This window comes from Candidatus Clostridium helianthi (assembly GCF_045310795.1).
GTDB classification, from domain to species: Bacteria; Bacillota; Clostridia; order Clostridiales; family Clostridiaceae; genus Clostridium; species Clostridium helianthi.
Genome location: NZ_JBJIAB010000014.1, coordinates 95,037 through 113,836 on the forward strand (window position 1 = coordinate 95,037; position 18,800 = coordinate 113,836).

21 protein-coding genes are annotated in these 18,800 nt (G+C 29.3%); 15 read left to right on the forward strand and 6 right to left on the reverse strand.

The window, feature by feature from the left end; all coding sequences use genetic code 11:
* Nucleotide 1 precedes the first annotated feature (1 nt).
* Entirely contained in the window at nucleotides 2-337 is a 336-nt protein-coding gene (locus ACJDTP_RS12685; protein WP_406761400.1) for a cupin domain-containing protein, read from the forward strand.
* Between the two features lie 716 nt (nucleotides 338-1,053).
* Here the strand turns inward: ACJDTP_RS12685 and ACJDTP_RS12690 are convergent.
* Nucleotides 1,054-1,470, reverse strand: a complete 417-nt coding sequence (locus ACJDTP_RS12690; protein ID WP_406761401.1) for a hypothetical protein — start codon at nucleotides 1,468-1,470, stop codon at nucleotides 1,054-1,056.
* A gap of 487 nt (nucleotides 1,471-1,957) precedes the next feature.
* Here ACJDTP_RS12690 and ACJDTP_RS12695 point away from each other — a divergent pair, with 487 nt between their 5' ends.
* The 5 genes from ACJDTP_RS12695 (at nucleotide 1,958) to ACJDTP_RS12715 (ending at nucleotide 4,842) form a co-directional block, all read left to right on the forward strand.
* Nucleotides 1,958-2,569: a class I SAM-dependent methyltransferase gene (locus ACJDTP_RS12695; RefSeq protein WP_406761402.1), complete on the forward strand. Its 612-nt coding sequence runs from the start codon at nucleotides 1,958-1,960 to the stop codon at nucleotides 2,567-2,569.
* Between the two features lie 48 nt (nucleotides 2,570-2,617).
* A complete protein-coding gene (locus ACJDTP_RS12700; RefSeq protein WP_406761403.1) occupies nucleotides 2,618-3,004 on the forward strand; it encodes a carboxymuconolactone decarboxylase family protein in 387 nt (128 codons plus the stop codon).
* Between the two features lies 1 nt (nucleotide 3,005).
* On the forward strand, nucleotides 3,006-3,473 hold the full coding sequence (locus ACJDTP_RS12705; protein ID WP_406761404.1) for a VOC family protein: 468 nt from the start codon (nucleotides 3,006-3,008) through the stop codon (nucleotides 3,471-3,473).
* 294 nt (nucleotides 3,474-3,767) lie between these two features.
* Nucleotides 3,768-4,289: a ClbS/DfsB family four-helix bundle protein gene (locus tag ACJDTP_RS12710; protein WP_406761405.1), complete on the forward strand. Its 522-nt coding sequence runs from the start codon at nucleotides 3,768-3,770 to the stop codon at nucleotides 4,287-4,289.
* Between the two features lie 133 nt (nucleotides 4,290-4,422).
* On the forward strand, nucleotides 4,423-4,842 hold the full coding sequence (locus ACJDTP_RS12715; RefSeq protein WP_423244595.1) for a helix-turn-helix domain-containing protein: 420 nt from the start codon (nucleotides 4,423-4,425) through the stop codon (nucleotides 4,840-4,842).
* Nucleotides 4,843-4,883: 41 nt separating this feature from the next.
* On the opposite strand, the gene ACJDTP_RS12720 is transcribed toward ACJDTP_RS12715, so the two are convergent.
* On the reverse strand, nucleotides 4,884-5,204 hold the full coding sequence (locus tag ACJDTP_RS12720; RefSeq protein WP_406761406.1) for a hypothetical protein: 321 nt from the start codon (nucleotides 5,202-5,204) through the stop codon (nucleotides 4,884-4,886).
* A gap of 418 nt (nucleotides 5,205-5,622) precedes the next feature.
* On the reverse strand, nucleotides 5,623-5,964 hold the full coding sequence (locus ACJDTP_RS12725; protein WP_406761407.1) for a hypothetical protein: 342 nt from the start codon (nucleotides 5,962-5,964) through the stop codon (nucleotides 5,623-5,625).
* Nucleotides 5,965-6,760: 796 nt separating this feature from the next.
* On the opposite strand from ACJDTP_RS12725, the gene ACJDTP_RS12730 reads away from it, so the two are divergent.
* A complete protein-coding gene (locus ACJDTP_RS12730; protein WP_406761408.1) occupies nucleotides 6,761-8,263 on the forward strand; it encodes an anthranilate synthase component I family protein in 1,503 nt (500 codons plus the stop codon).
* Nucleotides 8,235-8,852: an anthranilate synthase component II gene (locus tag ACJDTP_RS12735; RefSeq protein WP_406761409.1), complete on the forward strand. Its 618-nt coding sequence runs from the start codon at nucleotides 8,235-8,237 to the stop codon at nucleotides 8,850-8,852. Before ACJDTP_RS12730 ends, ACJDTP_RS12735 begins: the two co-directional genes overlap by 29 nt.
* A gap of 96 nt (nucleotides 8,853-8,948) precedes the next feature.
* On the opposite strand, the gene ACJDTP_RS12740 is transcribed toward ACJDTP_RS12735, so the two are convergent.
* The 3 genes from ACJDTP_RS12740 to ACJDTP_RS12750 all read right to left on the reverse strand — a co-directional run bounded on the left by ACJDTP_RS12740 (nucleotide 8,949) and on the right by ACJDTP_RS12750 (nucleotide 10,456).
* Nucleotides 8,949-9,179: a hypothetical protein gene (locus ACJDTP_RS12740; protein WP_241395666.1), complete on the reverse strand. Its 231-nt coding sequence runs from the start codon at nucleotides 9,177-9,179 to the stop codon at nucleotides 8,949-8,951.
* Between the two features lie 514 nt (nucleotides 9,180-9,693).
* A complete protein-coding gene (locus tag ACJDTP_RS12745; RefSeq protein WP_077841126.1) occupies nucleotides 9,694-9,915 on the reverse strand; it encodes a BhlA/UviB family holin-like peptide in 222 nt (73 codons plus the stop codon).
* Between the two features lie 148 nt (nucleotides 9,916-10,063).
* Nucleotides 10,064-10,456 carry an RNA polymerase subunit sigma-24 gene (locus ACJDTP_RS12750; protein WP_406761410.1) on the reverse strand — a complete coding sequence of 131 codons (393 nt, stop codon included), beginning with the start codon at nucleotides 10,454-10,456 and terminating at the stop codon, nucleotides 10,064-10,066.
* A gap of 593 nt (nucleotides 10,457-11,049) precedes the next feature.
* Between ACJDTP_RS12750 and ACJDTP_RS12755 the strand changes: the two genes are divergently transcribed.
* The 7 genes from ACJDTP_RS12755 (at nucleotide 11,050) to ACJDTP_RS12785 (ending at nucleotide 18,637) form a co-directional block, all read left to right on the forward strand.
* Nucleotides 11,050-11,697: an LptM family lipoprotein gene (locus ACJDTP_RS12755; RefSeq protein ID WP_406761411.1), complete on the forward strand. Its 648-nt coding sequence runs from the start codon at nucleotides 11,050-11,052 to the stop codon at nucleotides 11,695-11,697.
* A gap of 271 nt (nucleotides 11,698-11,968) precedes the next feature.
* Nucleotides 11,969-12,631 carry an HAD family hydrolase gene (locus tag ACJDTP_RS12760; RefSeq protein ID WP_406761412.1) on the forward strand — a complete coding sequence of 221 codons (663 nt, stop codon included), beginning with the start codon at nucleotides 11,969-11,971 and terminating at the stop codon, nucleotides 12,629-12,631.
* A 216-nt stretch (nucleotides 12,632-12,847) separates the two neighbouring features.
* Entirely contained in the window at nucleotides 12,848-13,036 is a 189-nt protein-coding gene (locus ACJDTP_RS12765) for a hypothetical protein (protein WP_078117646.1), read from the forward strand.
* A gap of 123 nt (nucleotides 13,037-13,159) precedes the next feature.
* Nucleotides 13,160-13,642, forward strand: coding sequence for a MarR family transcriptional regulator (locus tag ACJDTP_RS12770; protein ID WP_171772220.1), 483 nt, complete (start codon nucleotides 13,160-13,162; stop codon nucleotides 13,640-13,642).
* Between the two features lie 687 nt (nucleotides 13,643-14,329).
* Nucleotides 14,330-15,988 (forward strand): purple acid phosphatase family protein, encoded by a 1,659-nt coding sequence (locus ACJDTP_RS12775; protein WP_406761413.1) that lies wholly within the window; start codon nucleotides 14,330-14,332, stop codon nucleotides 15,986-15,988.
* Nucleotides 15,989-16,099: 111 nt separating this feature from the next.
* Nucleotides 16,100-17,320 (forward strand): YibE/F family protein, encoded by a 1,221-nt coding sequence (locus ACJDTP_RS12780; RefSeq protein ID WP_406761414.1) that lies wholly within the window; start codon nucleotides 16,100-16,102, stop codon nucleotides 17,318-17,320.
* A gap of 753 nt (nucleotides 17,321-18,073) precedes the next feature.
* On the forward strand, nucleotides 18,074-18,637 hold the full coding sequence (locus ACJDTP_RS12785) for a flavodoxin family protein (protein ID WP_406761423.1): 564 nt from the start codon (nucleotides 18,074-18,076) through the stop codon (nucleotides 18,635-18,637).
* Nucleotides 18,638-18,800 lie beyond the last annotated feature (163 nt).

Sequence of the window (18,800 nt, forward strand, 5' to 3'; positions counted from 1 at the left end):
TATGAAATATTTAAGAAACATCAAATCATTTGAACCAATGAAAATGAAAGATATGATAAGTCATTCAGGAAATACAATAGCAAGTAAGGCTTTAGTAGATAATGAAAAACATGAAGTTAGATTCTTTTCGTATGCAAAAGGAGAAAGCATTGATAAAGAATATTATCAAATGGAATCATTATTTATTGTAATAGAAGGGGAAGCCAAAGTTGTTTACAATGAAAATGACGAATCAGTAATAAGCGAAGGCGATATTTTTGCATTGGAAGCTGATATTCAATATGGAATGGAAGCATTAACTGATGTAAAGTTATTGAACATATTAATAAAAGAGTAATTTATACAAAAGGTTATAGATAACTCAGCTAAGACTTGAACTTATGCATATAACTCGCCGAAATGAATAACATACTTTTGTTCCAGTTTCTAGGTAATTCTGATGGGTGATTCTAGGCTATAAAGTTGCACCCAAAGTGCTAGCCTCAAATAACAAGATTTGAACTAGTACATTTGGAACAACTTATAGCCAAAGAATCACATCCATCAAAATTACCAATGAAACATTCCACAAAAGTATATTACTCATTTCTGGTTGGAAGATATTTCATAGTGTAAGTAGAGTTTATGATTGTGTTATCTATATGAATTAAAAAAGCAAGGCTAGATTTTAGTCTTGCTTTTTAATATTTAAATGGTTCCTTATAAATTAACAGAACCAAGGAGAATGTAGAAGAACTGGTGTAAATTGAATATTTGATATTTTATATAATTGGAAATTTTATTTCTGGTTATATTTTTGGTGTACACGTATGGAACGTGTTATAATCGGTGAAAGTCCGTAATGGGGACTGATAATGCAAACTATTAACTTTAATTGGGATATTCCATAATATATTTAAAGTTAGGAGCTAAAATTATTATAATAATTGAACAAGAGATGTTGTAAAATAATACAAAATATATAGAAACTACCCCTGTGCCGTGAAACACGGTGCAGGGGTAATTATTTGAAGAAGTAAAAAACGAAGCCAATGGTTCAGCTAAATCATCTTGCTATAACCTAACTTTAGCAGCAGATGAAGAGTTCTCGTTTAAAAATGCATATGAATACTTATGTAAGCCAATTATGTAATTTTTGCTCCACTTCATTATTTCCTTCTGCATTAGAGGAATAAATAATGATGAAACTCCTGGATTTTCAAATGAATATCTTAATTTTCTTATTTCCATATTAAGCTTTCTGTGACACATCTTAAGTTCAGAACAGTTGTATTTTGTTTGGGTCATTTCTTCATCAAAATTATTATTTGCATAATATTCAACAGAGTCCAAAGCTTTTAAGATTTCCATCGTATCCTTTTCCTTTTCTAAAGCATAAAGAAGTTTATTAACTCGATTAAATAATTCTTTATGCTTATTGTCAATAGCATCAAACTCCATAGAAAAACTAGTATTAAAATTAAAATTCATAAAAACACACCCCTCATAAATTAATATTTTTATATTTATTTACCTATAATTTAAAATTCTCAAAAAAATGAATAGTTCCTTCTTTCTGAAGAATATATTTTAATCTGAATTTCAACAAAATACATCAATATAAATCATAAAGTGTTCATTGCTATGATTGGATTTTGTATATTTTTGATTGTTATGGATACATCGTGTCAAAGGATGTAATAAATTTAATTGGAGTCTATTAAAAATATATATTGTAATTAGGTTTCTAAATTTTAGTTTCAATCGAACACCTGGTTTGCTAAAGATTTTAAGTAAAAAATATAATTTTATATTTCAGCACATAGACTTAAACTTAATAAAATTTAAGTAATTTATAATTGTAATATATGTTATTATTTAGTTATAATGTAAGAATATTTTAGGAGAAATAAAAGGCTGTAGCAATGCTAAATTTAGGTGATTTATAAAATGTTTTTAATAGAAAGGATTAGGTAAAATGAATGAAATATTTAGGCAAATACTATTGTATAGATTTATCATGTTCTGTAATGAAACAACTATGGATAAAGTTGTTCTAGATTGTGGTGCAGGAGGGAATTGTCCACCGTTAAGCTTATTTTCAGAATATGGGTATAAGACACATGGAATAGAATTTGATATTAATCAATTAAAAGAGGCTAATATGTATGCAGATGATAAAAATCAAGATTTAAATATTGAACACGGAGATATGAGATATTTAAAATTTGAAGATGAAACATTTAGCTTTGTTTATTCGTATAATTCAGTATTTCACATGAGAAAAGAAGATGTTTTAAAATCAATAAATGAAATGAAACGTGTATTAAAGCCTGGAGGATTACTTTTTGTAAATTTTCTTACGACAAAGGATTCGCGTTATGGAACAGGTTTAGCTATTGGTGAAAATCAATATGAGCAAATGGAGAGAAACACTCTTGTAATACATTCATATTTTGAGGAATGTGAGCCAGATACATATTTTGAAGATATGGAAATATTGCATAAAGAAATTAGGGTATTAGAAAGATTGGATGAAGGTGAAAAAATAAGACAAGGATTTGTTGATTATATTGTTAAGAAAATATAGTTTGGGTTAATACTCTTAAGAAAATAAGAAATGAGGGGGAGTTTAGTTATGAAGGATTTTGAAAGTATACTTAAATATTATAAGGAAGAATTGAAATGGAATCCACCATTTGCTGATGCACTTTCTAAATATTCGCCAGATGGGTTAAGTGGATATTTAGCAATGCGTGAATCAATTGAAAATGGACATCTTCCTAAAAAAACAAGAGAATTGATTTTTACTATATTGGATAGTTTGGATGATGAAGTAAGTGGAGCAAAGGCACATGCTGTTGCAGCTGTAGAAGCAGGTTTAACTATGGAAGAATTAGTAGAAGCATATTTAATTGTAACTATTGTTAAGGGAATAAATGTACTTTGCAAAACAGGAACTCAGGCAATTAAAGCAGCTGAGGAAAGGTTAGAAGAGATAAAGCTAGCTAAAGGAGAGGAATAAAATGAAGTTTTCAAATCCAATGATAGTTGTTTCTAATATGGAGAAATCAAAGAAATTTTATTATGAAGTACTTGGGCTAGAGGTTGTTGTTGACTTTGGAGCAAATGTAACTTTGACTGGTGGTGTTGCATTACAAACAAAAGATACTTGGTTATCATTTATATGCAAACAGAATGATGAAATTGTTTTTGGTGGAAATGCAGCAGAATTATATTTTGAGGAAGATGATTTTGACAGCTTTATTCAAAAACTTAACAGGAACTCAGATATTAATTATGTACATCCTATGGTAGAACATTCTTGGGGACAGCGTGTTATTAGATTTTATGATCCTGATAAGCATATTATCGAAGTTGGAGAAAATATGGTCATGGTCGTAAAAAGATTCTTAAATAGTGGTCTATCCATAGAAGAAACGGCTATTAGGATGGATGTGCCAGTTGATTATATAGAGTCTTGCTTAAAATAGATGTTTATAATCTTAGATGGGTACAGGAGAAGGTTTAGAAATTCTAATATAGAATAACACAAGGAAATCTGATTTAAGACCATATATTTCTTATACTTTTAGGAATTACCCATAGATTTTAATAAATGAAAAAGCCATTGAAGGAGCTAAACTAATTATATAAATTGAATTAGTAGCTTTTTATATTAACCTATATTTTACTAAAGCTAATTAACACTTTAGTAAAGTTAATTAATATGACATGATGCTGTCAAGTTTTATGCTGTATCATTATATAAAATAGGAGGTGTAGTTATGGAGCAATATGAAGATAAGGAAACTTTCATAAATGAAATAAAAAAGACATCAACACTTTTTATAAAGGAATTTGATGATGTAGCAGAAAGTGATAAGAATCTTATTATAGAAGGAGTTGATAGAGCTCCTGAACAAATAATTGCATACCAACTTGGATGGATGGAGCTGCTTAAAAGCTGGGAAAGTGATGAATTAGCTGGAAAGGAAGTAATAACACCAGATAAAGATTTTAAATGGAATCAACTAGGAAAGTTATATGAAAGATTTTATGCTAAATATAATGACTATTCGTTAGCAGAGTTAAAGGAAATGTACATTTCAAATGTAGATGATATTATTTCATGGATAAAAGATTTTAATGAGGATGAGTTATTTAATCAAGGAGGCAGAAAGTGGGCACAGTCAACACCATCTAATTGGCCAGTTTGGAAATGGATTCATATAAATACTGTTGCACCTTTTAAATCTTTTCGCAGCAAAATTCGAAAGTGGAAAAAACTTCGTGCAGCACAATTATAATGCATTAAGTAAGTATTGCATAGTAATTTTTAATAGAATTTGTTCATGAAATCTATATATTTTTAAATAAATTAAAGTTGAATATCATTCAAGTTTTCTTAACTTAAATATGAATTAGCCTCTATTGTTTGTTGTGAAAGGTAAACTTATAATAAATTTATCAAAAGGTATTTTCAAGCCTAAATATCGGAGGTATAGAATTGAACGAATTAAATATAGGGGAAACAATTTTAAAGTTAAGAAAAGAGAGAAAATTGACCCAAGAGGAATTAGCTCTTATGATTGGAATTTCAGCAGGACAGTAAGTAAGTGGGAAAATGGAAATTCAATGCCTGATATTTCAATATTAGCACCTTTAGCCAGAGCTTTAAACACATCTATTGATACATTATTATCATTTCATAAAGAACTTTCTGAAGAAGAAGTTAATAATATAAAATCAAAGCTCACAAAACTATTTCTTCATGAGGGGTATGCAATTGGTGAGAAAGAATGTAAAAAATATCTAAGCGAATATCCAAACAGTATTCATTTCGGTGAGGTATACGCATAAGTATAGATCATATATAAAAAAGACACTATTTCTAGTGCCTTTTAGAAGAAGGTAACACTTGAATTACCAACAACTATGATTAAAGAGCCATAATCAAATGGCTTTAAAGTATGTTCAGTAGACTCAGACTCTAATTTTACCATTTCCTTCATTGAATAATCAGAATCAAGTATAAAGATAATGGCCTTACCACTAGGAGAATCAATCTTAACTGTCATAGGAGTACCTATTAATAAATTTGAATCTCTTGCACTGTAAATCCCTTGAGAAAGAGTTTTACCAGATAGGCCATAAGTAGTGGAGGTTAATGTAGTAAATAATACTAATAAGAAAGCTAATAGCGCCATACGAATTTTATTCATTAAAATCATCCACCTTTCTTAATCAAAATGTATAATTAACCTATTTATTTTATTATGTGAAAAGTTAGTATATATATTCAGAATAAATACTTATTTAATAATACAAAAATAAGCCCCTAAAAATAAGGGCTTATTCAGGTGGTTCACTTTTAATGAAATTAAATTACTACTATCTTACGAGAGTAGTATATGTTATTTATAAAAAAATATTCACAATTATAATATTATGTGAATATTTATAAGACTTAATAAATCATAAAAAAGAGATAGCAGGGTAATCTAAAATGCTATCTCTTTACCATAGTTGAAAAGTTAATACTTCATTAATAATTATTTGCATAAGTTAAATGGAATATTCAACAGAATTAAAATTTTTCACATTACATAGAAACAATGTTGTTATATTGTAAAATATTGATTACTTATTTTGTAGAAAGCCCTTTTTTAGATTATTATAAAAGTAAATAATAATATTTATGATGATTACCTCTATAGTTAGCACAGGAAAAATCAAGTCTTCCTTTAATGTAACTATTAAAAAACTAATAAAAGATAAGCATCCTATGATTAAATCGTAAGTTCCCTCAAATCTTAAGTATTCTTTTTCATCGATTATTGTATATTTTCTTTTAGTAATATTAATTTTAAAAGAAGCAATAGCTTTTGATAAATTGAAACGACAGCTAAAACCGGTTACAAATAGTACTATTGAAAGCACTAAGAAAAAATATTTTTCCAAAAAGCAGATAAATTCATTCATGTTGATCCCCCAGTTACATTAATAGACCTATTCACTTAAGTATTTTACATTATATCTCTATTAGCTACAATATGTGGAAATTGAATGTTTAATTATTTTATTTAAATATTTAATAACATAAATTATTAAGGATTTAAAGGAAAGAATGAGCATTATATAGATTATTATGGATTTATTTGAAAAAACAAATGCTTATGAGTGAATTTGAAGCTAGATTTAAGTAATTATATTAAATATAATTACTTCTATAATAATTTCAAATAGTAAAATAAAGCCTTTGATGGGAGATAGTAGATAATAGAGTTTGATTCCAGAGAATTTGGGGTAGTGAGATCCAAGTATTGTAGCTATTATTGAATGGGTCCCTGAGGTGATATCTTGAAATTTTTAAGAGTAGGGATATTCGGGAAAGTCAGCCGTTAAAATGACAGGGTATAAAAAAATTATATTTTGAGTACCTGGTAAGAGATATATAACGTATAGGTGGTATAGCAGAATTTTAGTATTTTGTCCTGTTTTAGGATGAAGTACTTTTTTTTATTCTTTATTTACTCTCTATTCAGTTTATATCGTAATATATGGATGATACCTAGAATAGCCTTATTCACTTACTTTATTAAGAAAGGAGATGTACAAAAATTTAATTAAGTATATATGTTGCAAAAATAATTCTTCATCATAATTCTAAAAATATTGCAAGAATTTTAGCCGTAATTGTGAATTTTGAAATGTCCATTGTGAATTGCAACATATATATTAATGCGCAACAAAATTTTTAATGAATAGAGGTGTCCTTATGGAATCATTTAAATTACTAAAAGAAAATTTATCTTCAAGCTTCACTCCGTTACAATGTTATGAAACTTTGAAAAAATCTTATGGAATTAATAATTGCTACATTATGGAATCACTTTCTGGGTTAGAGTGCGGTGAAATAATGTCTGTAGTCGGATTCGATAAACTTGCACAGATAAGCATAAAAGGAAATGAGCTGACCATTTCGGGAATTGGACAAGTAAAAGAGGTGCTCAAAGAGTTTTTTAACAATTGTTCCTACTTAAAATCAAACAAAGAGTCATTTTTAATTGATGAAAAGCATACTTGGGATGTATTACAGGGAATATATAAAGTATTTTCGGTGAAAGAGCATACAAATTTTAGTTTTCTTACATTCCTAGGATATGATGCTGCGTGGCATATTGAAAAATTGCCTCGTATTATTCAGAAAGATAACTTAGAATTACCTGATATTTGTTTAGTTTTATATAGAGACATAATAACATTTAATCAGACCAATTCAAATGCTGTATTTGAACAAATAATTATAAATGACTTTTCACCAATTGACAGTAATATTCTTGAAAAAGAATTTAAAAACGAAATTGAACCAGAAGCTCAAGAAAAAATAAGTTTACCAACAAATATATTAGATAGTATTACGAAGGAAGAGTTTATATCTATAGCAGAATCTTGCTTAGAACACATTGCAAATGGAGATATTTATCAAATACAAATTGGCCATGAATTGCAAATTACTTCAAACATTGATCCATTTGACGTGTATTTGCGGTTACGTAAAATTAATCCTTCTCCATATATGTATTTTATACCGATTAATGATGCACTTGTCGTAGGTGCAAGTCCAGAACTTTTTGTTAGAAAGCAAGGAGAAAAGGTAGCTATGAGACCTATTGCTGGAACTGTTCGGCGTGGGAAAAATGCTGAACAAGACAAAAGAAATATTGATGAACTTCTTTCAAGTGAAAAAGAAGTTGCTGAACATATGATGCTTGTAGATCTATGTAGAAATGATTTAGGGCGTTTGTGTAAGCCAGGTACGTTAGATGTAAATGAACAATTAGCAATTGAGCGTTATTCTCATATATTTCATCTTGTTTCTAATGTAAGGGTAGAGCTGGACGATGATAAAGATATATTTGATGTTTTAGCTTCAACATTTCCAGCAGGGACTATGACTGGTACTCCTAAAATAAGAGCTATGGAGATAATTGAATCATATGAAAAATCCAGACGTAGCATGTATGCAGGTGCACTTGGGTTAATATCTCTAAACGGGGATGCAGTAATGTCTCTTTGTATAAGAACTGCTTTGTATAAGGATAGTAAATACTCTATACGTGCTTCAGCTGGTATTGTTGCAGATTCTAAACCTGAAAATGAGTGGCAGGAAACTTTAAATAAGCTTGGTGCTAGCTATTTAGCTATAACAGGCAGGGAATTTGAAAAAGAAATTGAGAGGGTGAAATTTGATGAAAACTCTAGTTATAGATGCGTATGATAGTTTTGTTCACATTATTGTTCAATATTTAAAAGAAATGGATATGAATCCAATAGTATTTAGAAATGATAAAATTTCTTTACAGAAAATAGAAGAACTATCTCCAGATATGATATTGCTTGGACCTGGACCTGGCCATCCAAAAGATGCATATTATATAGAAATTATTAATTATTTCAAAGGTGAAATTCCTATCTTAGGAGTATGCTTTGGCCATCAAGCAATTGGGTTAGCTTTTAATTCAAAAGTTATTAAAGCCAAACATCTTATGCATGGAAAAACAAGTGTAATTGAAAGTGACGGGAAAGGTTGTTTTAAAGACCTCAAAAATAAATTTAAGGCTATGCGCTACCATTCTTTAGTTATTGATAATAATAGTGTCGGGGATGAACTTAAAATAACTGCAACTTCTATAGATGACGGATACATAATGGGAATTCGTCACAAATATTATCCTATTGAAGGATTACAATTTCATCCTGAAAGTATTGGCACAGAAGAAGGTAAATTAATATTAAAGAATTTTAAAGATAAGTATGTTAAGCAAAGAGCATCGCTTCGTCCTGGCAGATTTTGCGATGCACTTTAAGATAAACTCTAAAATTATTAAAAGTATATCAAGTTAAATTTTAACATCATAGATTTCTTAATGCAATAATTAGGAAACTATGATGTTAAGTTTTATCTATTTTTCATTAATATTAACATTAACACTCAATGAATTAATATAATCCTCGATTTTACTTTTTGAATCATGATTTATTTTATATGAAATAGTAAAATCTTTTTCTAAAAAAATATAATATATTTTTATAATGAAAACCTCTTTTTTCTCTTCTATAAAATCAAGGCTTCTTATATCTATATATTCAATGAATTTATTTCCAATAAAAATTCCATCTTCAAGAAAATACATTTTAGATACAACTTTGTCATATAAAAATAGACACAAAATAATAATAAATATAAGAATACAATTACTTAGCAGTAAGTATAAAGAAAAGCTTTCTGCAATATTTCTTACTATAAGAAATATAATAAAGATATACATAAAGTATGAGTGTTTATTAGAACATAAATGTGAATCAATTACTAAATTAGCTTTTTTATCTCCAACTAACCTACGGTAGGATTGTATATAATTTATCATAAAAATTAATGAAATACAGAAAAAAACAAGGAATAGAAGAATATCTAAATATTTAAATATTAAAATCATAAATCACCTCAATCTAAGTTTATTTAAATTATATTATACATAAATATATGACAAAAATAAACATAATAGCATTATGCTTACATGAAAATAAAAGTATATAATCCATAAAATTTAAAGATTATATACTTTTATTTTATATTATTGAACACTTTTTAATGCACATCTTAAAGAAATAACTGGATATATCTTAGTAAAATTTTAAAAGTAAACTTTAATTAATCTTAATTTTGATTTCATTTAAGGTTGAATTCATAGAATCTAAAAGGTTTAATTTGTCAGTGAGTTCCCTGATTATTTCCTGATAGTTCTTTTCTCTTTCTTCTTGCTTCAAGTCTCTGGTTTCCTGTGCTTTTAATATGTATACTATAAGCACACAACTGAGTAATGTCCAAATTCCTTGAGTCATAGCAACTTTTATAAGATCATCATACATAATATCATCCCTCCATATATAACTTAGTTTTTAGTAGATTTAAAGAAACTCTTTTAGATGTATTTACGGATTGTCTAGATATTTTAAGAATTTTACCAATTTCAATATCTGAAAGCTGCATATGAAATTTATAATAAACAATTTGTTTTTACCTAGGTTTTAATGATGAAATTAAATCATTGAAAAATACATCTGAATAATCATTGATGGAATTATTTTCATTAAATGATTCTAATGATTCATGGTCAGAATTAAAGATGAGAAAATTTTTATCACGATTAACTTTATATGATAATTTAATTGCTTGATTTCTAAGACATCTTTTTATATACCTTAAAGCATCTGCACTAGAAACAAATTTATATAATTTTATTTTTGCAATTAATTCATAAAGAAATATTATAAGGTCTGTTTCAGCTTCAGAATATTTTAGTTTATAGCTTAGGTATTTTATCTTTGGATTAAAATAAGATAAGATTTCCATAAAATTATTTTTATTTTTCTGAAAAATTATAAGTTTTTCTAATAAGTCTATATCCATATTCTAACCTCCAAGTGATTTATTTAGGGTTACTCATTTCCTATTAAATAAAGTTAATGTAATTACATATATTAATTTTAACGGTTAGGGTGATAAAATGAAACTGCTGATATCATAGAAACTGAATTATATTATGAGATAGTATATAAGAGACTTATGTTTTCATCTGTTATCTTAAATTTGCTAAAAAGATTATCTGTAATGATGATAAAATAGTTGAACTTCAAAAAATAATATCAGATGTTGAGCTAGATCAAGTTTCATTAATCTTTCTGGTTGACTATAATAAGTTTATAGTGATTTAAATAATTGCTATAGACTTAACTGATTATGCAGCTAAAAAGAAAATATATTGTCATAAAATTATTAGAAAGAAAAACGCTGCCCTAAAGAAGATTAAAGATAGATGTTTGGAGAGATAAAAATAACCTGCAGAGATTCCGAAGGTTATTTCTATAATGTACACTTTATAATATTATTACAAAAGCGCATTTACAATTTAGAGTAAATATAAAAATTGTAAGCCATGTATGTTTATGTTAAAATATCTTCATATTAAAATATAACGAGTTAATCCAATAAGGAGAATAAAATTGAAAAAAATAAAAATTATTTTATCAGTAGCAGCTATATTAGTAACATTAAGTGGTTGTGGAAATCAAAAGCCACAAAATAATGCTAACCAAACCAATAATGATACAACTACTGAGGCTACTACAGATAATAGCGATAATACTACTACTAACAGTGATTCAAAAAATACAGATAATAATACTGAAACAAATAAGACTGCTAGCTCATCTACTGACAGGAAAGATGCAAATGTTGCAGTGGAGAAAAACAATAGTAGCACAAATAATAATTCTAAGTCACAAAACAATGATAAAGAAACTAGTAATGATGAAAAATCATTTTATGGTAATTGGGAAATCAAAAAAGTAGCAGGGTATGCAAAGGTATCTGTTGGTGAAAAAACATCACTAATAGGTTTAAAGATTAGTTTGTCCAATAACTTAGCGACCTTTGGTAATGAATCTTATAATAATCCACAATATAAGATGACAAACAAAACTCAAAATAATATGGCGAGTGAGTATAAGACCAATCTCTCAAAAATAGGTGTTAGTACTGATTCTATTATTCAATTAAATGTAGCAGATAAATTAACTTTATTCATCAAGGACAATAATACTTTACTTTATTTTGATGAAGGTGTATTTTATGAGGTTAAAAGAGAATAGTAAAATATAAAGATAAAAGAGATAATCTGCAAAAATGTAAATTACCTCTTTTATCTTTGCATATATATTGCAAAAACAATTCTTCATCATAATTATAAAAGTATTGCAAGAAGTTTAGCTGTAATTGTGAATTGTGAAATGTGCATTGTGAATTGCAACATATATATGTTTTTTAAATGTAGAATTCTATTTCTAATTGCTTTTTGTTATAATTAACTAACAATTAAGTTGTAAATTATAAATTTATATGTTTTTTAAGGAGATACTATTTATGAAGAAATATGATACAGTTATATTTGATTTGGATGGAACGCTTCTTGACACTCTTGAAGATCTTGCTGATAGCGTGAATTTTGCATTAGGAAAATATAATTTTCCATCTAGAAAAAAGGAAGAAGTTAGAAGCTTTGTAGGAAACGGAGTTGGGCGTTTAATGGAGCTTTCTGTACCTGACGGCTTAAATAATCCTTATTATAAAGAATGTCTTGCAGATTTTCGCAGTCATTATTCAAAAAATATGCAAAATAAAACTAAAGCATATGAAGGAATCATGAAGCTTTTAGATGTTTTATCAAAGGAAAACTATAAGCTCGCAATTGTTTCTAATAAATTTGATGCAGCAGTAAAAGAGCTTAATAAGATTTATTTTGAACAATATATAAAAGTTGCAATTGGAGAAAGTTCAAATATTGCTAAAAAACCAGCCCCTGATACAGTAATTAAAGCTTTAAAGGAATTAGATTCTACTACTGATAAAGCAATATATGTGGGGGATTCAGAAGTAGATGTAAAGACAGCTAGAAATTCTGGAGTTAAATGTGTAGGCGTGACTTGGGGATTTAGAGATAGAGAGCTTCTAAAGGAAAAAGGTGCAGATTACATCATAGACAAGCCTTGTGAGTTGCTGGATATAATTGGTGATTCTGAAAACTAAGGATGAAGAAGCTAATTTTAAGAGAGTTTTTACTTAGTTTTTAATACAGAGATATTGGGCATATAATTAAAATTGGATTTAAGATAAATATATAAATTTTAGTTAGCAAAAAGTACATTTAACATAAATACGTGTAGTTTTTGGCAAGAATAAAAAACGGTTGAATCATAAAAAATATTTTTAAATACAAAATTATGTTATGAGGAAGTGTAAATTATGGTTAATGAATATTGTCCTAAATGTCATGCATTAGAAATTATGAATGTAAATACTGTGGAGAGAAATGAAGAAGACGAAAAAGGGAATTTTTTTAAGATTATAACAAATAGTTATAATTGTAATACCTGCAATACATTTGTGAGAAGTGAGGATCAAAAGATACAAATAGAGTATAAGGAAGCATAATAGGGATAAGAATAACTTTTTACGTATAGTTCAATTTCTTACAATAATATTTTAATATTGTTGAAATGGAAACAAAAGAGTAATATAATATTCTTAATGCGTCAAAAAGTGGGAGGGTAGGCCATGAATAAACAAGAACAGGTCTTAATGGATTTTAGGAAAGTATTTAATAAGATGGCTTGGCTTAATAAACTTAAGATGGAAGATAGTCTTAAGGGATATAATCCTTCGGAAGTACATTACATTGAATGTATTGGAAGAAACGTAGAGTCCAACGTGACAAAACTTGCAGAGTCTCTTTATATGACTAGGGGAGCTATAAGTAAAATGACAAAGAAGCTTATACAAAGAGGCATTATAGAAAGCTATCAGAAGCCAGATAATAAGAAGGAAATCTATTTCAGGCTTACTGAGCAAGGGCAAAAAGTTTATGATGTCCATGAAAAGTTGCACAAAGAGTTTCAGGAGCGAGATAAAGTCGTATTTGAGCAAGTGACTGATGAACAATTTGACGCTATGCTTGGCTTCATAGAAAAATATAGCAGACATTTGGACGCGGAAATAAATAAACTTGGAATAGATACTAAGTCTGATAAATCTGAATAATTAAAATAAAACGATAAGCAGCCTAATTCCATTTGGAATTGGCTGTATTTTTTTCTTTCAAATTATAGACAAACAGATTTATGGGATATTCCACCGAAAGCAGAAACATTGTTATTTCGCAGGACTATGAAAATATCGCTGAAAGTGCTAAATTGCAGGTTGCATCACTAATGCGTGCTCCCAATTTCCTAGGGAAGCTCGACTCATTACATTCGCTGAGGAAGTTCGAGAACCCAAAATAAAATTTTGGACGCTCACTTCACAAGCTAAAATGGAACAACCTACAGCTAGGAACCTTTAACAGCTAATTTTAAAATGTTTTCTCCATATTATGACCCTTGTGGTTACAAATATATTTATGATTTCTAGTGAATATACGAACTTAAAGTATTAGCAACCTTGTAAATATGTTTATCCATATAGATATAAAAACTATAAATTAGATTTATATCTAGAATGATTATCTGCGATTGTTAAAATTTGGTGTGGGCTTATACTAGAAATTTTATAATTCCTTTGTAATAAAATTGCATGTAAAGTAGTTATATAACTATAGTTTCAGTAAAAATATGTAATTAAAGGTAAATTATAATATTTAAAGTGAAATTAACTATAAGTTAACTGGTATTTAAAATAAAAGTAGTAACTTTATATAAGAACAAAATATTTAGAAGGTGGTAAGATTATATGAAAATTAGTAAAAAAGTTAAATTCATGCTTCCAATTGCTGTAGCTACAGTCATGGCTACGTCTGCCAGTATACCTTTTATAAGAAACGTTAATGCCGAAATTACTGGTATATCAGGTATTGAAAATTTCTCATTACCTAAGGTTACAGGACCTTACAATATTAATGCAAATGTTGGTTCTGATCCAAAAGAGCTTGATTTTGCTTGGTTCACACAATCTTCTGGAAAGACACAAATAAAAATTTCACGTACATCTAATATGAATGGTACAGAATTTCCAACTTCTGCAGATATTCAGGATGCGGAACAAACTGTTGTAAAAGCTACACAATCTATTAATCAGAGTGAGACAGCCCTTACAGATATTGATGGAAAGGCTACTCCTGCTAATAATGGGGATGCTGTTTATAATGGGAAGAAAACAGCAGGTGCTCAAACTGGTGAATATTCAAATAAAGCGAAAGTAAAAGGGTTAGATCCAGATACACAATACTCTTATTCTGTAAGTGATGGACAAGGTAATTGGAGTCCAGTTTATACGATTACCACACTATCTACAGATAAAGTAACGTTTGCTGCTTTTGGTGATCCACAAATTGGTGCATTTGATAATTCTAAAGGTACTGCTAAATCTAATGCTACAGGTGGTCACAAGAACTTAAATGATGATAAAACAGGCTGGAATAATATGCTGAAACTAGTGACTCAAAATAAGGACTTAAACTTCCTTTTTTCAATGGGAGATCAAATTAACGACTATAATTACTTAGTTCAACCTTCAAATTCATCTGATGGACAATGGTATCAATATAGGGATTTCTTTAATCCAGATTCTACAGTGAATTACATGCAAAATATGCCTTTAGCTGCTTTTTGCGGTAATCATGATCACCAAATGGGTGAATATTATGGATATCACTACAATCAGCCAAATATAAGCAAGTTAGGTGCTACACAATATGGAAATGATGGTGACTACTGGTTTACTGCTGGTCCAGTATTATTTTTGGTATTGAATGCAAATAACTATGGTACTGCTGATCATGACCAATTTATAGCAGAGGCTATTAAAGCTAATCCAAATGTAAAGTGGAAGGTTGCTACATGGCACCAATCTGCATACAGCGAAGCTAATCACAATACTAAAAATGAACTTGATGATCCAGTTTTAACAATACGTAATACTTGGACAAAAATGATGGATAAATACAATATAGATGTTGTGCTACAAGGACATGATCACTACTATACTCGTACTGCACAAATGTTAAATGGAAGTGCTGTTGATCCTAATACTGGTGCTCCTGAAACTTTGAAAAATAGTAGCAACGCTTCTGTACCAGGCACTGCAAATCCAAATGCTACTTATGCAAAAAAAGAATATCCAGACAGTGTAACTAATCCTAAGGGAACAGTTTACTTTACTCTTGATTCAGGTACAGGAAGTAAATATTATGACTTAAACAAGGGTAATAATGATACAATTGGCGGAATTGCTGATCATTCATTTAGTGTTGTTGGGTGGCAGGGGTATGTTCCATCGTACTCATATGTAAGTTTCACTGATGATACATTTACAATCAATACTTATGCAGCAAATGATTATACAATTGGTAATCAATCATTAATTGATAGCTACACTATTACAAAGAAATAATAAATAAGCATAACTTAGTAAAAGACAAAAGTTCAGTTAATATTGACTGGACTGTTTGTCATATAAAATTAAACTGCTTTTTATAAGGCAGTATAGAAGTAGGAGAATAGCATGAATATTATGAATATAAAATTAGGTTGGATTTCATCTATTAAAATAGGGGGCAAAATTATTGGATCTATTGCCATTTTGTCTGTTTACATTATACTAGCTATACTTTTTAGCTCACATACGCCTATTTATAATCCATTTAGTTCAGGAGCTGGTGGAGAAGTACATTATGAAAAGGGTAAGGTTGTCTCAATTGATGAACAGGTAATAAATTCATCAGGTTTTTCTGGGCTTTACATTGGAAGACAGATTGTAGATGTACTTATAGAAAGTGGGCAATATAAGGGACAGACTTTTAAGGTTAATAATGCCCTTAATTATGATACTAATTTTATTCTTCATAATGGACAAGATATTGTGGTGTCTGTTAATACATCTACTGATGATAAATCATACGTAAATGTTTATATGTTTGCACCATATCGTGTTGTTCCTTTACTTGTACTTATAGGCCTTTTTATTGGAGCAATCTGCTTAGTAGGTGGATGGCGTGGTTTTCATTCTGTGCTAGGGATAATATTTACCTTGACCACGGTATTATTTATTTTTGTTCCATTACTTTTCATGGGTGTGTCTGATGTCTTGGCAACTATATTACTTGTCATTGTAACTTCTTGCGTAACCCTCTTTTTAGTAGGTGGCTTTGATAGAAAAACTTTGTCTGCCGTATTAGGAACAGTGGCAGGTGTTGTTGTGTCAGTTGTAATTATGCTTATTTTTAGTAGGATTCTAGGTGTATCTGGTTATACATCTTCAGATACAGATGCATTGCTTAACATTGCTGGACAAAGCAAGCTGCAGGTGAAAGATCTTTTATTTACAGGTATTATTATTGCTTCACTTGGAGCTGTAATGGATATTGCTATTTCTATTGCTACCTCAATCAATGAACTAAAGAAGCAAAATCAGGATGCTTCCTTTAGTGAATTATTCAGTTCAGGTATGAATATTGGACGAGATATGATGGGGACTATGAGTAATACTCTTATTCTAGCATTCCTAGGTGAATCCATTTTTTCATTTATTCTAATGTACTCTTACCAAGTACAGTTTAGGCAATTGATTAACTCAAACGGTGTTGCAATTGATATTCTTAATGCTGTTTGTGGGAGCTTAGCAGTTATACTTACAGTTCCAATTGTATCGGCTATTGCAGCAAAACTGCTTCAAGGAAAGCAAAGTTCCGTTAAGGAACAAGAAACTAGTTTTAATGCACTTTAGATACCTGAATTTATGCATATAATTCACCGAAATGAATAATATACTTTTGTTCCAGTTTCTGGGTAATTCTGATGGGTGATTCTAAGGCTATAAAGTTGCACCCAAAGTGCTAGCCTCAAAGACAAGCTTTGAACTAGCACATTTGGAACAACTTATAGCCAAAGAATCACATCCATCAAAATTACCAATGAAACATTCCACAAAAGTATATTACTCATTTCTGGTTGTGTTATCTATATAGACAAACAACTTGAAAATTAGACTTATTAGATGAACATATTTACAAAGTTGCTAAGAATTTAAGTTTGTATCTTCATTAGAAATCATAAATATATTTGTGGAGAAAACATTTGAAAATGAGCTGTTAAAGGTTCTTAGCTGTAGGTTGTTCCATTTTAGCTTGTCAAACTGAAAGTTGGAGCATGCTAAGGTGGATACAACCTGCTGCTTAGAACCTCCAGCGATATTTTCATAGCTTTTCGGAATCAAAATATTTATGATTTCGGTAAGTTATCACACATAAATATAATTTTAAATTTGGATATCTATAATGAAACAACAGGCAGCCTAAAACTATTTGTGATAGGCTGCATTTTTATTGTTGCTATTTTGTTGACAGGTAAACAAAATGGTGTTAAGATGGTTTTGTTGAGAGGTAAACAAAAAATACCTGCTACGAAAGGAGAATTTAAAATGAATTTAGAAAGTACAAAACAAACTATAGATAGAAAAGATATGCAAGGAGGAAAAAGTATGAATATAATCGGAATTAGTGCTAGTTCACGAAAAGAAGGGAATACTGCCTGGATAGTAAATAAAATACTCGAAGGTGCGAAAGAACAAGGTGCTGAAACTCAATACTTTGATTTCAATAATCTTGATATCAAACCATGTCAAGGATGTTGGGCCTGCCATAAAGGTGATCAGGGGTGTGTTATCAAAGATGATATGCAAAAACTTAATGATGCAATTGACCGTGCAAATGTGATTGTTTTCGGTTCGCCGATTTATATGATGCAGATGAGCGCTCAAGGAAAGATCATCATTGACAGGATGTTTGCACGATTTTCTCCAAGATACTCTCCATATTTCAAGGAAGAAAATGCAGCTGAAAAAAGACTAATTCTTACGTTTAATCAGGGAAATCCAGATCCAGAACTGTTCAAGTCGTATATTGATTATACTAAGCACATGTTTGAGCTGCTTGAATTTGATGTTACAGAGGTACCGGTTGTTACTGGTTTGAGAAATGGACCAGCTAATGAAAGAGAAGATCTTAACATTATGCTAAAGGAAATAGGCTCAACAATTGTTTAGGAAGGGTTCTCAAAGTAATAATGATACTAGGTATCTTTGCTCATTCCTCCATTTTGGAGGGATGGTCAAAAATACCCAATTTGTTATACGGTATGCATAGTTCTTAATGAAACAAAATAGCAACTATTAACAGGAGGACTCACTTATATTATATCAACCTCAC

What these genes read in the sequence shown, in the direction of transcription:
- ACJDTP_RS12685 (WP_406761400.1), top strand. Translation starts at nt 2, where the DNA reads ATGAAATATTTAAGAAACATCAAATCATTTGAACCAATGAAAATGAAA.
- ACJDTP_RS12735 (WP_406761409.1), top strand. Translation starts at nt 8,235, where the DNA reads ATGAAAACTCTAGTTATAGATGCGTATGATAGTTTTGTTCACATTATT.
- ACJDTP_RS12720 (WP_406761406.1), bottom strand. Translation starts at nt 5,204, where the DNA reads ATGAATAAAATTCGTATGGCGCTATTAGCTTTCTTATTAGTATTATTT.
- ACJDTP_RS12740 (WP_241395666.1), bottom strand. Translation starts at nt 9,179, where the DNA reads ATGTATTTTCTTGAAGATGGAATTTTTATTGGAAATAAATTCATTGAA.
- ACJDTP_RS12730 (WP_406761408.1), top strand. Translation starts at nt 6,761, where the DNA reads ATGGAATCATTTAAATTACTAAAAGAAAATTTATCTTCAAGCTTCACT.
- ACJDTP_RS12785 (WP_406761423.1), top strand. Translation starts at nt 18,074, where the DNA reads ATGAATATAATCGGAATTAGTGCTAGTTCACGAAAAGAAGGGAATACT.
- ACJDTP_RS12745 (WP_077841126.1), bottom strand. Translation starts at nt 9,915, where the DNA reads ATGTATGATGATCTTATAAAAGTTGCTATGACTCAAGGAATTTGGACA.
- ACJDTP_RS12690 (WP_406761401.1), bottom strand. Translation starts at nt 1,470, where the DNA reads ATGAATTTTAATTTTAATACTAGTTTTTCTATGGAGTTTGATGCTATT.
- ACJDTP_RS12750 (WP_406761410.1), bottom strand. Translation starts at nt 10,456, where the DNA reads ATGGATATAGACTTATTAGAAAAACTTATAATTTTTCAGAAAAATAAA.
- ACJDTP_RS12780 (WP_406761414.1), top strand. Translation starts at nt 16,100, where the DNA reads ATGAATATTATGAATATAAAATTAGGTTGGATTTCATCTATTAAAATA.
- ACJDTP_RS12775 (WP_406761413.1), top strand. Translation starts at nt 14,330, where the DNA reads ATGAAAATTAGTAAAAAAGTTAAATTCATGCTTCCAATTGCTGTAGCT.
- ACJDTP_RS12700 (WP_406761403.1), top strand. Translation starts at nt 2,618, where the DNA reads ATGAAGGATTTTGAAAGTATACTTAAATATTATAAGGAAGAATTGAAA.
- ACJDTP_RS12725 (WP_406761407.1), bottom strand. Translation starts at nt 5,964, where the DNA reads ATGAATGAATTTATCTGCTTTTTGGAAAAATATTTTTTCTTAGTGCTT.
- ACJDTP_RS12695 (WP_406761402.1), top strand. Translation starts at nt 1,958, where the DNA reads ATGAATGAAATATTTAGGCAAATACTATTGTATAGATTTATCATGTTC.
- ACJDTP_RS12705 (WP_406761404.1), top strand. Translation starts at nt 3,006, where the DNA reads ATGAAGTTTTCAAATCCAATGATAGTTGTTTCTAATATGGAGAAATCA.
- ACJDTP_RS12760 (WP_406761412.1), top strand. Translation starts at nt 11,969, where the DNA reads ATGAAGAAATATGATACAGTTATATTTGATTTGGATGGAACGCTTCTT.
- ACJDTP_RS12765 (WP_078117646.1), top strand. Translation starts at nt 12,848, where the DNA reads ATGGTTAATGAATATTGTCCTAAATGTCATGCATTAGAAATTATGAAT.
- ACJDTP_RS12710 (WP_406761405.1), top strand. Translation starts at nt 3,768, where the DNA reads ATGGAGCAATATGAAGATAAGGAAACTTTCATAAATGAAATAAAAAAG.
- ACJDTP_RS12770 (WP_171772220.1), top strand. Translation starts at nt 13,160, where the DNA reads ATGAATAAACAAGAACAGGTCTTAATGGATTTTAGGAAAGTATTTAAT.